11 protein-coding genes and 1 pseudogene are annotated in these 13,432 nt (G+C 67.8%); 10 read left to right on the top strand and 2 right to left on the bottom strand.

Going from position 1 to position 13,432, the window contains the following annotated elements; translation table 11 throughout:
- Window positions 1-18: 18 nt before the first annotated feature.
- The 7 genes from P3H15_RS40915 to P3H15_RS40885 all read left to right on the top strand — a co-directional run bounded on the left by P3H15_RS40915 (window position 19) and on the right by P3H15_RS40885 (window position 8,149).
- Window positions 19-1,968, top strand: a complete 1,950-nt coding sequence (locus P3H15_RS40915; RefSeq protein WP_276142498.1) for an AMP-binding protein — start codon at window positions 19-21, stop codon at window positions 1,966-1,968.
- A 10-nt stretch (window positions 1,969-1,978) separates the two neighbouring features.
- Window positions 1,979-3,145 (top strand): acyl-CoA dehydrogenase family protein, encoded by a 1,167-nt coding sequence (locus tag P3H15_RS40910; RefSeq protein WP_087559347.1) that lies wholly within the window; start codon window positions 1,979-1,981, stop codon window positions 3,143-3,145.
- 24 nt (window positions 3,146-3,169) lie between these two features.
- Entirely contained in the window at window positions 3,170-4,291 is a 1,122-nt protein-coding gene (locus P3H15_RS40905; RefSeq protein ID WP_276142497.1) for a CaiB/BaiF CoA-transferase family protein, read from the top strand.
- Between the two features lie 49 nt (window positions 4,292-4,340).
- Complete coding sequence (locus P3H15_RS40900; protein ID WP_276142496.1) at window positions 4,341-5,135, top strand: enoyl-CoA hydratase/isomerase family protein; 795 nt, start codon at window positions 4,341-4,343, stop codon at window positions 5,133-5,135.
- Complete coding sequence (locus tag P3H15_RS40895; protein ID WP_276142495.1) at window positions 5,132-6,286, top strand: CaiB/BaiF CoA-transferase family protein; 1,155 nt, start codon at window positions 5,132-5,134, stop codon at window positions 6,284-6,286. The genes P3H15_RS40900 and P3H15_RS40895 overlap by 4 nt, the downstream gene beginning before the upstream one ends.
- Before the next feature lie 16 nt (window positions 6,287-6,302).
- Window positions 6,303-7,649, top strand: a complete 1,347-nt coding sequence (locus tag P3H15_RS40890) for a phenylacetate--CoA ligase family protein (protein WP_276142494.1) — start codon at window positions 6,303-6,305, stop codon at window positions 7,647-7,649.
- Between the two features lie 128 nt (window positions 7,650-7,777).
- Complete coding sequence (locus tag P3H15_RS40885) at window positions 7,778-8,149, top strand: nuclear transport factor 2 family protein (protein ID WP_276142493.1); 372 nt, start codon at window positions 7,778-7,780, stop codon at window positions 8,147-8,149.
- A gap of 111 nt (window positions 8,150-8,260) precedes the next feature.
- On the opposite strand, the gene P3H15_RS40880 is transcribed toward P3H15_RS40885, so the two are convergent.
- Together P3H15_RS40880 and P3H15_RS40875 are read right to left on the bottom strand one after the other, a co-directional pair.
- The gene (locus P3H15_RS40880) at window positions 8,261-9,793 is read right to left on the bottom strand and encodes a sigma-54-dependent Fis family transcriptional regulator (RefSeq protein ID WP_276142492.1); all 1,533 of its coding nucleotides are present in this window, start codon (window positions 9,791-9,793) and stop codon (window positions 8,261-8,263) included.
- Window positions 9,794-10,006: 213 nt separating this feature from the next.
- Window positions 10,007-10,933 (bottom strand): mycofactocin-coupled SDR family oxidoreductase, encoded by a 927-nt coding sequence (locus tag P3H15_RS40875; RefSeq protein ID WP_276142491.1) that lies wholly within the window; start codon window positions 10,931-10,933, stop codon window positions 10,007-10,009.
- Window positions 10,934-10,962: 29 nt separating this feature from the next.
- Between P3H15_RS40875 and P3H15_RS40870 the strand changes: the two genes are divergently transcribed.
- The 3 genes and pseudogenes from P3H15_RS40870 to P3H15_RS55585 all read left to right on the top strand — a co-directional run.
- Window positions 10,963-11,466, top strand: coding sequence for a hypothetical protein (locus P3H15_RS40870; RefSeq protein WP_276142490.1), 504 nt, complete (start codon window positions 10,963-10,965; stop codon window positions 11,464-11,466).
- A gap of 289 nt (window positions 11,467-11,755) precedes the next feature.
- Complete coding sequence (locus tag P3H15_RS40865) at window positions 11,756-12,673, top strand: S9 family peptidase (RefSeq protein ID WP_276142489.1); 918 nt, start codon at window positions 11,756-11,758, stop codon at window positions 12,671-12,673.
- A 276-nt stretch (window positions 12,674-12,949) separates the two neighbouring features.
- Window positions 12,950-13,081 (top strand): annotated as a pseudogene (locus P3H15_RS55585) (polyketide cyclase); the annotation flags it as partial.
- Window positions 13,082-13,432 lie beyond the last annotated feature (351 nt).

The raw sequence follows: 13,432 nt of genomic DNA, 5'->3' as shown, positions 1-13,432 counted from the left end.
GACGAGGAGAACACGGAAATGGGCATCAGTAGCCAGCCCGAGGAGATGGCCTGGGTTCCGGGCCCCGCGGTGCGCGAGCGCGCGAGGCTGCTCGCGGCGATGAAGAGCTGGGGCTTCGGTGACGATGCCGCCGCTGTCGCCGAGCTGGGCCGTCGCGCCGTCGCCGACCCCGAGTGGTTCTGGCGCGAGGCGCTGGCCGACCTGGACGTCGCGTTCTCGGCGCCATTCGACCGGGTTCTCGACGAGTCCGAGGGGCGGGAGTTCCCGAAATGGTTCCCGGGCGGCCGGATCAACGTCGCCGAACTGGCGGCCCTCCGGCACGCCCGTGGTGACCTCGCAGGCAAGACCGCGGTGGTCTACGAAGGCGACGGCGGACAGCGACGCACGCTGACCTACGCGGAACTCGCGGCTGAGGTGAGCCGGTTCGCGGCGCACCTCACGGGTCTGGGTGTGCGTCGCGGCGATCGCGTGGTGCTGTTCATGCCGGTCGTGCCCGAGGCCGCCGTGGCCTTCCTCGCCATCGCGATGATCGGCGCGGTCGCGGTACCCACGTTCAGTGGATACGCGCCCGACGCCCTGGCCACGCGACTGCAGGATTCGGACGCCGTGCTCCTGGTGACCGCCGACGGCACGACCCGTCGCGGCAAGGTCGTCGAGATGAAGGCGACCGCGGACGCCGCATTGGCCCAGGCGCTGTCGGTCCGCTCCGTCGTGGTGATCCGGCATCTGGGTACCGACGTGCCGATGCAGGCCGGCCGCGACGTCTACTACGACGACCTTCCCGCCGATCCGGACCCCGTCGACGTGGCGGACACCGAGTCGAACGACCCACTGACGATCGTCTACACGTCCGGCACCACGGGCAGGCCGAAGGGAATCGTGCACTCGCACGGCGGTTTCGCGGCCAAGACGGCGGTCGACTTCGCCTACGGCTTCGATGTGCACGCCGACGACGTGGTCTCCTGGATCACCGACCTCGGGTGGCTCGTGGGCCCGATGCTCATGACCGGTCCGTTGCAGCTCGGTGCGACCATCGTGATGATCGAGGGTCTTCCCACCCATCCCACACCGAATCGTATGTGGGAGATCGTGAACCGCAACGGCGTCACCGTGCAGGGCATCGCGCCGACGGCGGCACGCGCGCTGAAGGCGGCAGGCGACGGCACCGCCCCGGAGATGCCGACCCTGAAGACGTTCGTCTCCACCGGCGAAGCCTGGGACGAGCCCACGTGGTTCTGGCTGTTCGAGGAGGTCGGCGGGCGAGAGCGCGCGATCGTCAACTACAGCGGCGGCACCGAGGTCGGCGGTGGCATTCTCGTCGGCTACCCGTTCCTGCCCGCCGCGCCTGCCGCCTTCACCGGACCGCTGCCCGGTGTCGACGCCGCGGTGCTCGACGACGACGGCAGGCCCGTGGTCGGTCAGATCGGCGAACTGGCGGTGCTCAACACGTTCCCCGGGATGACGCACGCCTTCTGGCAGGACCGGGACCGCTACCTCGACACCTACTGGAGTCGCTGGGACGGCATCTGGGTACACGGTGATCTGGCGAGCATCGACACTGCCGGCATGTGGCGGATCCACGGCCGCTCGGACGACACCATCAAGCTGTCGGGACGCCGCGTCGGGCCGGCCGAGATCGAGGCCGCCCTGTTGCGTGACAACCGGATCACGGAGGTCGCGGTGATCGGCGTGCCGGACGAGATGCGCGGTCAGCGGGCGGTGGCGTTCGCGGTGCTGCGCGCCGATGGCGTCGACAACGACGACCTGCAGGCGACGGCGTTGGCGAACGCAGGCAAATCCTTCGCACCCGAGGTGTATGCGGTGCCGACGCTGCCGAAGACGAAGAACGGAAAGATCATGCGCCGCGCCATCCGGTCGCGGTTCATCGGTGCCCCGATCGGCGACATGTCGTCGCTCGATCCGGCGACGCCGCTCGAGGACATCCCCGTGTACGCGGGCGAAGACTAGGAGAGTTGAGATGGCAGACTTCGATACCGAGAGCAACATCGAGATCGTCCGCAAGGCGACTCGCGAGCTGGCGCGGAAGTTCGACAACGACTACTGGCTGGACAAGGACCGCAAGCACGAATACCCCTGGGATTTCATCAAGGCGTTCGCGGACGGCGGCTGGCTCGGCGCGATGATCCCGGAGGAGTACGGCGGAATCGGCCTGGGTCTCCAGGAGGCCGCGGTGATGATGGGCGAGATCGCGTCCTCCGGTGGCGGTATGAGCGGTGGCTCGGCGATCCACTTCTACGTCTTCCCTCCGGCTCCGATCGTCCGGTACGGCTCGGAGGAGATGAAGAAGAAGTATCTCCCCAAGCTCGCGTCGGGTGAGATGCTCACCGCGTTCGGCATCACCGAACCGACTGCCGGCGTGGATACGTCGCGCATCAAGACCAAGGCGACCAAGGTCGACGGTGGCTGGGTCATCAACGGCCAGAAGGTGTTCATCACCAACGCTCAGAACGCGCACCGCATCCTGCTGCTGGCCCGCACGTCGCCGCGGCGTGACGACAAGCCGCTGCACGGGATGACGATCTTCTTCGCCGAACTCGACCGCAAGCACGTCACGATCCGCGAGATCGACAAGCTGGGACGCGCGGCCATCGACACGAACGAGTTGTTCATCGACAACCTGTTCGTGTCCGACGAAGACGTGGTCGGCGAGGTCGACAAGGGCTTCTACTACATCATCGACGGGCTCAACCCGGAACGCATCGTGGTCGCCATGGAGGGCATCGGCCTCGGCCGCGCGGCCCTCGAGATCGGCACCGAGTACGCGAAGAACCGCGTGGTCTTCGATCGGCCGATCGGCCAGAACCAGGCCGTCGCCCATCCGCTCGCGGACTCGTGGATCCGTCTCGAGGCGGCCGAGCGCATGGCGATGCACGCCGCGAAACTCTTCGACGACAAGCAGGAGTGCGGGCACGAGGCCGCCGCGGCGAAGTATCTCGGCGCCGAGGCCGGATTCGAAGCGTGCGACCGGGTGTTCTCGACGCTGGGTGGGTACGCGTATGCGAAGGAGTACCACATCGAGCGGCTGTGGCGTGAGGTGCGACTGCTGCGCAACGCGCCGTTCTCGCAGGAGATGGTGCGCAACTACGTCTCGCAGCAGGTCCTCGGCCTGCCGCGGTCGTACTGAGCCCACCGACGAAGGAGTGTGACGATGACCGGTCCGCTGGCTGGAGTCCGGGCCCTGGTGCTCGCGGGAATGGGCCCGGTGCCGTACGTCTCGATGCTGCTCGCCGACATGGGAGCCGACGTGGTGCGGGTGGTGCGGCCACCGAACCGGACGGCCCGCGCGCTCAGCCAGACGGACGGTCTGACCGAGGAAGTCGACGTCGTCAACCGCGGCGTCGACGCGGTGGCCGTCGACCTCAAGGACCCGGACGGGCGCGAGAGTGTGCTGCGTCTGGCCGAAGCCGCGGACATCTTCATCGAGGGATACCGGCCCGGCGTGACCGAACGGCTCGGGCTCGGACCGGACGACGTGATGGCACGCAACGAGCGCCTCGTCTACGTGCGGCTGACCGGCTACGGACAGACCGGTCCGCGGTCGCGGGACGCCGGACACGACATCAACTACGTGGCGCAGTCCGGCGCGTTGCACGCCATGGCGCGGTCGGACAGCGCGCCGCGCCCGCCGATCAACCTGCTCGGCGATTACGCGGCAGGCGGCGCCATGGGGGCGTACGGCATCGCGTGCGCCCTCGTTTCCGCGGCCCGTACGGGGCGGGGCCAGGTGATCGACGCCGCGATGGTCGACGGTGTCGCGGCGCTGACCGCCAAGCTGCAGGGCCTGCGTGCCGCGGGCCTCTACTCGGACGATCCGGGGACGAACTTCCTCGACTCCGGGGCACCGTTCTACGACACCTACCGGTGCGCCGACGGCGGGTACATCGCCGTCGGAGCGCTCGAACCCGATTTCTATCGGGAGTTCACCTCGCGTCTCGGCCCCGACACCGACGACTGGCCCGACCAGAACGATCGCGAATCGTGGCCGCATCTGCGCAAGCTCATCGGTGACGCCGTCGAGCGGCGCACCCGAGACGAATGGGAGAAGGTGTTCGCCGGTACCGATGCGTGCGTCACCCCGGTGCTCACGTTCGACGAGGCCGCGGTGGACCCCCACAACACCCAGCGGGGCGTGTACCGGACCGTCGGCGGCGTCCTGCATCCGATGCCCGCGCCGCGTTTCAGCGGCACCCCGGCGCGCGAACCCGCGACGCCGCGGGTCGGCACCGTCGCGCCCGCGGACGTCGCGTCTCGGTGGGGCGTCGGCGACTGACGAGGCCGCCGTCGCACCGCTCGCCCCGAGAAATTCCAGGAAGGAAGTAATGGTGACCAGCTACGAGGCCTTCACCTCACTGAAGGTCGACCGCCCCGAAGAAGGCATCCTCCGCATCGTGCTGGACGGCCCGAACCTCAACGCGGTGGGCCCGGACGCGCACCGCGAACTGGCCGACATCTGGCCGGTGATCGGACTCGACGAGTCGGTCCGCGCCGTGGTGATTCGCGGTGCCGGTGATCGCGCGTTCTCGGCGGGCGGCAGCTTCGACCTCGTCGAGAACATGATCGGCGACTACGCGTCACGGTCGCGGGTGATGCGTGAGGCCCGCGACCTGGTGCGCAACATCATCGAGGTTCCGCAGCCGATCATCTCCGCGATCAACGGGCCTGCTGCGGGCGCCGGCCTGGTGGCCGCGCTGCTGGCCGACATCTCGGTCGCGGGCCGCCGCGCGAAGATCGTCGACGGTCACGTCCGGCTGGGTGTCGCCGCCGGCGATCATGCGGCGATCTGCTGGCCGCTGCTGACGAGTATGGCGAAGGCCAAGTACCACCTTCTGACCAACGAGGTGCTCACCGGCGAGGAGGCCGAGCGGATCGGCATGGTGTCGCTGTGCGTCGACGACGACGAGGTGCAGGACCAGGCGATGGAGATCGCGCGGAAGCTGGCCGCCGGCTCCCGGGCCGGGATCCAGGGCACCAAAATGGCGCTCAACGGCTGGTACCGGCAGGCCATGCCGATCTTCGACGCCTCGCTGGGCCTGGAGTTCTTCGGTTTCGGTGGTCCGGACGTGGTCGAGGGCGTGTCCTCGTTCCGCGAGAAGAGGGAGCCGAAGTTCTCGTGACCGCAACCGAACAACGAACGCAGGGACCGCTGGCCGGCATCACCGTGGTCGGGCTGGAGCAGGCGATCTCGGCGCCGCTGTGCACGCGCCACCTCGCGGACCTCGGGGCCCGCGTGATCAAGGTGGAGGCCCCGGGCTACGGCGACTCGACGCGCGCGTACGACTCCGTGGTCGGCGGGATGTCCGCGCACTTCACGTGGCTGAACCACGGCAAGGAATCGGCGACGCTGGACCTCAAGTCCGCATCGGACATGGGGATCTTCCGGAACATCCTCGCCACCGCCGACGTCGTGGTCAGCAACCTCGCGCCCGGCGCGCTCGACCGGCTGGGGATCGGCACCCGGGACCTCTCGCGTGACTTCCCGCGCCTGATCGTCGTCGACATCTCCGGTTACGGGAAGGGTGGTCCCCTCGACCACAAGAGGGCGTACGACCTGCTCATCCAGGCGGAAGGCGGGTCCTGCAGCATCACCGGCGCACCGGGGCATCCGGCCAAGCCGGGCATCCCGGTGGCCGATGTCGGCACGGCGCTGTACGCGTACTCCGCGGTGCTGGCGGCGCTCTACGACCGGGAACGGACCGGCAGGGGAGCGGTCATCCCGATCGCCATGCTCGACACCGTCGCCGAGATGATGGGCTTCGCCCTCAACCAGGTGATCCACGCCGGCACCGAGCCGGTTCCGGTCGGCATGGGCTCACCGATGATCGCGCCCTACGGCGCGTACCCCACCTCCGACGGCCAGACCGCGGTGCTCGGGACGACCAACGACCGTGAATGGCGGCGCCTGGCCGAGATGATCGGCCGGCCGGAACTGGCCGATGAACCGCGCTACGCGCACAACGACACTCGCGTCGAGGCGCGTGACGAACTGGACGCGGTCGTGGGCGCGTGGTGCGCGGAGCACACGCTGGCGGAGATCCAGAAGACGGCGGACGCCGCGGGGATCGGCAACGCCCGGCTCAACAGCGTGCGCGACCTGGCCGAGCACCCGCAGCTGGTCGAGCGCGGACGATGGCGCGACGTGGGCACCCCGTCCGGCCCCGTGCCCGCGCTGCTGCCGCCCGCGGTGGCCGACGGGTGGCCGGTGCGCAGCGGCTCGGTGCCCGCACTGGGTGCGCACACCGACGCCATTCGCGCCGAATTCGAGTAGAAGGACGGTGAGTGCTGTGGCTGTTCCCCATTCGGCACGGCATTGGAGCGAGATCGAGTCGCTCGCGCCCGGCGATGCTGCGGCGCTGCAGAACACCCGCCTGCGTGAGCAGCTCGAGTATCTCGCCGCCCGCAGCGACTTCTATCAGAAGAAGTTCGCCGAGCATGCCGTCGACGTCACCCGAGTGAGAACGGTGGCCGACCTCGCTGGGCTGCCGTTCACCGAGAAGCAGGAACTGCGGGACAGCCTCGCGGCCACGCCGCCGCTGGGCAACCACGTCGCGGCCGAGGCCGCAGACATCGTGCAGATCCAGGCGTCGTCGGGTACCACCGGCAGCCCGTCCTACGTCGGGTTGACCCGGCGCGACATCGACGTCTGGTCCGAACTCGGAGCGCGGGCACTGTACGCCAACGGTTTTCGTCCCGGCGACAGGTTGCTGCACGGGTTCGGTATGAGCAAGGGCTTTGTCGGCGGGATCCCCGTCGTGCAGATGGCGCAGTACATGGGCATCGTCGACATTCCGATCGGCGCGGAGGCGGGCGCGGAGCGACTCCTGCGGGTGCAGGCCGATCAGCGGCCCGACGCGCTGATCGGCACGCCGAACTTCCTCGCGTATCTGGCCGAGCAGGCCCCGGCGATCCTCGGCCTGCGGGCCCGCGATCTGGGTGTGCGCGCGATCAGCGTGGGCGGCGAGCCCGGCGGCGGCCTGCCCGCGGTCCGCGGCAAGCTCGAGTCGTTGTGGGGCGCCACATCACGGGAGATGCTCGGCGGCACCGACATCGCCTGCATCTACTGGGGCGAATGCGAGGAGGGCGACGGCATGCACTTCCTCTCCCCGGACCTGATGGTGGCCGAGCTGATCGACCCGGAGACCGATGAGATCGTCGCGCCCGTGGCCGGCGCGCAGGGCGAGTTGGTGTACACGGCGCTGCGCAGGCAGGCGTCGCCGCTGCTGCGGTTCCGCACCCGCGACCACGTGGTCGTCACCGGCACCGACTGCGCGTGTGGCCGCACCGGGTACAAGGTGCGGTGCGTCGGCCGGACCGACGACATGCTGATCGTACGCGGCATCAACCTCTTTCCGTCCGCGGTCAAGCAATTGGTGTCGGAGCTGGCGCCGGCCACCACCGGCGAGATGCGGATCCGCGTCGACTTCGAGGGGCATTCGACCCAGAAGCCGATCATGCTGGTCGTGGAGTATTCCGACGGACTCCGGGGCGAGCAGCAGGACGAACTGCGGTTATCGATCGAGCAGAGGGTCCGGTCGGCGCTGGGCGTCAAGGCGGTGGTCGAGCTCGTGCCCGACAGCACCCTCGCGCGACCGGACCACGTCAAGGTGAATCTCATCGAACGGGTGTCGTGACGGAGGCGGCTCTGCGCCACAGTCTTTCGCGCCGTGTCCAGATATCTGGACACTCGATCGGCGCACGCACGGGCAGCATAGGTGATGCAGATCACCTGCATGAACCCGTCGGAAAGGCCCGATCACAGATGAGCAGCACCCCAGACCAGGCAACCGTCGCACTCGCGGAGAGCTGGGTCAAAGCCCTGGCGAACATAGACCTGTTCCTCGAGATCTGCGTCGAGGACTGCCCCGTGTGGCACAGCGCCGACGACAAGTGGGTCTCGGTGTCCGAGGCCGTCGCCGCGGTCTACGAACGCACCGGGGACGGTCCGGTTCCGGACTTCCGTCCCGAGGGCATCACTTTCACCGAGAAGGGCTTCTTCAACGAGGCTTCTGTCGAACTGGAAATGGGCGGTCGGCCGGTCACGTTGCACCTCGTGCAGATCGTCGAGGCGCGCGACGGTAAGGCAGTTCGCGTCCGGGAGTACATCGGCCCGGAGATGGGCATTCAGCCCTGATATCGCCGCCCCCAGGGCAGCGGCCCCAACCGGCTGCCTCGCGTGCCGCCGAGGACGGTTCGCCGACCCGAGAACGACTGGCACGACTGGGCCGGATGTGAACCGGAGAGGTCAGGCGATCTTCAGAGCCCGGAGCCGGTTGTAGAGAGTCGACCGGCTCACCCCGAGTGACTGCGCGGCCTTGAGCTTGTTGCCGCCGGCCGCTTCGATCGCCGCGACGATCACTTCCCGTTCGGCATGTCGAATGGGCGACAGGGGTGTGCCGACTTCCCGGTACGGTGCGGGAAGGTCGGTCGGAATGATGTCTCCGGCCGTGCGGGTCCGGGCCAGCGCGTGAATCACCCGCCGAAGCTCCGCGAGGTTGCCCGGCCACGGATGTGCTGCCAGCACGTGCAGTGTCGCCGAGGTGAGCCGCAGGTCGGACGCCACGGCCTCCTCCGCCAGCATCCGACGTGCCAGCCCGGGAATCTCGTGGCGGCGCCGACGGAGCGGAGCGAGTTCACGTCGTGCGGCACAGAGCCCCACCATGGAAGGGTGGATCCCCGCGTCATCCGTCCTCGTCGAGGTCAGAACAACGTGTCGCCGCGTGCCCCGGATGAGGCGGGCAACCAGTGTGGCCAGCGAATCGGTGAGGAGGTGAACGTTCTCGATGATCACGACGGCACCATCCTGCGCGAGCTGCCGGCCGAGTCCGACGGCCCAGGCCTGCTCACCCGTGTGCACGACGTCCGCGGCGTCGACGATCTCCCCGCCCAGTCCGGCCGCACGTACCGCCTCGGTGGTGCGGCCGGTGCCGGTTTCTCCGACGACGAGGAGCGGCCATTCCTCGACCGATGGTCGGGGTTGCGGCTTCGGGCTGCTTCTCGCCGTCGCGAAATCGACCAGGACGCCGTTTCCGCCATCGACCGGAGTGCAGGTGAATTCCACTTCGCGCCCGGATTCGAGCGTCAGGCGATTGGTGACGGCCATTGTGCGAGCGGTGTCGGCGCCGGCTCGGACGGCCGCATGGTCGGCGGGATCGAGGAGGTCGAGGGCCGCCGGAGTCGCGAGCACCATTCCCTCGCCGAGCACCATCATCGGCCGTTCCTTCCGACGTGCCGCGGAATGGAAGGCCGCCAGCAGATTGTGTTGCGCGGCAGGTGTGCTCAGCGCCAGCCGATCCTCGATCTCCCCGACCAGCCGCTGGGCGATCGGCGCGAAGTACCGGTGATCCTCGCCTGCGCCGCCTCCGACGTCGAGAACGCCTTCGAGTCGACGCGTGATCGGATGAATGATCGGCTGACCGAAGCAGCTGAACTCGTGGAAGGCGGACATGAAGTGTTCGGGACCGTGGACGAGCAGCGGTTGCCGGGCTTCCAGAACGGTGCCCACCGCGTTGGTTCCCACCTCCTCCTCGGCCAGCCGGATGCCGGGCTCGATGCCCATCCCGTCGACCGCGTCGCGGACGGCCGGACTGGCGTGCCGGATGTCCAGGATCCGGGCGTCGTGGTCGGCGAGGACGAAAACCAATGGCGCACCGTCGAACTCGCGGCAGACGCGATCCAGGACGGGTGCCGCGGCGCGTCGGAGGCACCCGTCCGCGACGTCGACCCTGTCCAGCCTCGGCGTCGTATCGGAGTCGAGACCGGACAATCGCGAACGCATCCACGACGACGCGATTTCCGGCCGAGCATCGACCGTAGAATGTGCTGAGCTACCGAGCACTCCGACACCACCTTCCGGCCAGGCGTGATCACATCACATGTGAGCGAAAACACAATATAATATATGCCCTCCGCGAGGGCAATGGTCGGCCGAGGGGCGCACAGACAGAGGCCCCGACTGCGTGCAGCGGTCGGGGCCGGTGTCGTCAGGCCGTCACAGATCGTCGGGCGACTGGGCCGGTGAACGGTAGCGATCGGCTTCCGGCCCCTCGGTCTGCGGCGCGAAGTTCACGCCGGGGAGCAGGAGGTGGCCCGCGTCGACCGGAAGGGCGACACCGGTGATGTGCTCGGCGTAGTCGGACAGCAGCCAGCATGCGGCATTGCTGGTAGCGTTCGGCGGAAGCGCGGGCCTGCCGGCCAGCGGCGCATAACCGTACGTGGCGGCTATCGCCACATCGCGATTCGCCGTCTCGCCGGGGGCGACGAAAAGTTGGTGGCCCATCGGGTTGTCCCAGATCTTCGCGTCCACCGCACCGGGGCAGACGGCATTGCATCGCACGTTGTAGTCCGCGATCTCCAGGGCGGTGTTCTTCATCAGGCCCAGGACGCCGTGTTTAGCGGTGATGTAGTGGGTGTAGCCGGCGGTAGCCTCGAGGCCGCCCACCGACGCGATACAGACGATCGCACCGCCACGTTGCTCGACGAGATGCGGCGCGGTGGCCTTGATCGTCCGGAACGTTCCGCCGAGCACCACATCGGTGACCGTCGTCCACATCTGTTCGGTGATCTCCCAGGACTTCGGCCCGAGGTCCCACAGTCCGGCGTTGGCGATGACCGCGTCGAGCCGGCCGAAGGTGTCGAGCCCGAGCGCGACCGCCGCATCGAGCGCGGCCTGATCACGGACGTCGGCAATGGCGCTGACCGCACGCCGGCCGGTCTGTTCGACGAGCGCCTGCGTCTTGGCCAGATCGTCCTTGCTCGCCAGTTCGTAGCGTATTCCGTCGACGGGCGAGCAGATGTCGGTGATGATGACATCGGCGCCCTCCTTCGCTGCGGTCACCGCGTGCGCTCGACCCTGCCCGCGTGCGGCGCCGGTGATGAAGACGACCTTGCCGTCCAGTAGACCCATATCGATGTCCATTCCACATTTCATTCGGTAGTGCGGGGTAGGTGGGTAGTCATGCAGGACCGACGGATGCGAACACTCCGGTGGCGCCGTCGGAGAACGTCACACCCGTGTCGACCGGCGGTTCGCCCGGGGCCACGAGTGCGCCGTTCGACTGCACCCGGTGGGTGAACACCTTCGCGTTGCCGGTCGTCGCCGCGCACGGGAATCAGGGCGCCGTCGTCTCGGATCTCGAATCCGTCCACGCTCTGATCGCCGGTCTGGGGGAGGTAGACGATCTGCCGTCCGGTGTGACGGCCGTGCCGTGCGGAATCGCCTTCGTCGGGGAGCACCCGATCGGGGTCAGCGCACCGTCGGGTGCGATCGCGGACTTCCTGGAGCGTTGCCGAGACAATCTGCGCGACATACGCGAACCGGCCATTCGGTCGCACATCCCTGCGGGAACGCCGACCGTCATGACGGTCGTACGTATTTGCGCTCGCGGCCAACTCCTCGAGTCGTCAATGCAGCCTCCGTGGTTTCTCGATTCGGCGAGTTCGCCACTCTGAACGTAGGCCGGGAAGCCGGGGTGACAGTGTCCAACTATCTGGACACTCCGCCAGGCGGACAACTGAACGAGGGTCGCACCGTGCTGAACAACTCGATAACCCACGAACCGTGCCCGGTCGGGTGACGGGAGGGGAGGGCTGACAGTACCTGGATCCGCCGGCGGGGTGGGAGAACACTCGACTGTGGCTTCAGCGTCTTCACGCGGCACCGACGCGGGACAGCCACATCGTGCCGCGGCGGGGAAGCACCCTGGGTAAGGCGCCCCCGGCGCCGGAAAGGAAGCACCCAATGGCTGATTCAGACGAGGCCCAGGCCGCGTTCGACAACTTCGTGTCCCTGTGGACCACCGGCACGACCGCCGGACGGCGCGCCCCGCTTCTGCGGCGCCCCGACGAGGTCGGGCTGGAGTACGAGGACGTGACTTTCCCGTCCACGGACGGCGTTCCACTCGAAGGATGGTTCATTCCCGCCGACTCCGACAAGCTCGTCATTCACAACCACTTTCTGCCGGGCAACCGGTACGGATACCCCGGCCATTTGCCGGAGTTCGGTGGTTTCGGAGGATTCGAGATCAATTTCCTGCCCGAGTACAAGGCGCTGCACGACGCCGGCTACAACATCCTGGCCTACGACATCCGCAACCACGGCATGAGCGGACAGGGCAACGGCGGCATCGTCGGCATCGGCTTGCTGGAGTACCGCGACGTCATCGGATCGCTGCGCTACGCGGCGGCACGGCCGGACACGAAGAACATGAAGAAAGTTCTGCTGTCGGTCTGCCTCGGCGCCGACTCCACCGCGGTGGCCTGGTCCAAACACCCGGAAGAGTTCTCCGAGATTCAGGCGATGGTCATGCTGCAACCGGTATCCGCCCGGTACGTCGTCGAAGAGTTCGTCAAGGGCATCGGCATGACCGACGGCTACGAGAAGTTCGACAAGGCTGTACACGAGCGAACCGGGTTCCACCTCGCCGAGCAGTCACCGCTCGAGCACGTCGAGGCGGTCACCGTACCCACGCTCGTCGCGCAGGTCCACGACGACGTCATGACACGCCCCGCGGACGTCCAGTCGATCTACGACCGACTGCCGGTGGAGGACAAGGAGTTGTACTGGATCGAGGGAACGGACCGTCGGTTCGACGGGTACAACTTCTTCGGCGTCCACCCGGAGCTGCCGATCAACTGGTTCGACAAGCACATCGCTTAGCACTGCCGCCCGGTCAGCCGCCGAGGCGGGACGGGCGCCACCGGACGGCCAGCTTCCACAACACGGTCAGCAGCATCTCCCCGCCCCAGGCTCGAAATCATCGCGAGCATCAGTCCGTAATTATCCTGTGCCGAATCTTTATCAACGAGGAGAGCGAGATTGCTGCGGTGATGACCGCCGGTCGGGTGATCGCGGCCCCGGCTTCCGTGGTGTTCGATCTGATCGCCGAATCGCTGGATGCCGTCGGAGCAGGGACACCAGGCGCCCGGCGTTCATCTCGCCCATACGTATGACTGGTCGCAACTGACGGACCCGAAGCGTCTCGACCCGGCCCACGCCACCACGTCGGACAGGCTCCTGGCCTCTGTCGACAGGCTCGCTGCACTGGCCAAGGGGGCGACGAACTGAAGCGCGGAGCGAACAGGACCTTGAGCTCCGGCGACGCGCTGGAATGGGCGGATCGCTCGTCGCACCGGGAATAGTCGCCGAATCGACCGCTGTCAGGGCGCTGAACAGTTCGCGTAACGGTATGTGCGAAACAATCGAATTGCCCATCCAGTGCGATCGCACCGTGCCGAATGCGTTTTGGCACAGCCGGATTAAGGGAAAGCTCTTGACTCGAACTGGTGTTCGATCTAGTCTTGATGCATGGGGGCCGGGGAGAGAGCTCACGGGGCGTTGCCGGACGGTGATCCGGCCGATGCCGACACGCTGCGGTTGACCGAGGCGCAGTTGCTCGAGACGGTGCTGGCGGTGTCC

The sequence above is a fragment of the Rhodococcus sp. T2V genome (genome assembly GCF_029269925.1).
GTDB lineage: Bacteria > Actinomycetota > Actinomycetes > Mycobacteriales > Mycobacteriaceae > Rhodococcus_F > Rhodococcus_F koreensis.
The sequence above is the reverse complement of the archived record's forward strand: the minus strand, read 5'-3'. Positions and strand labels throughout refer to the sequence as shown.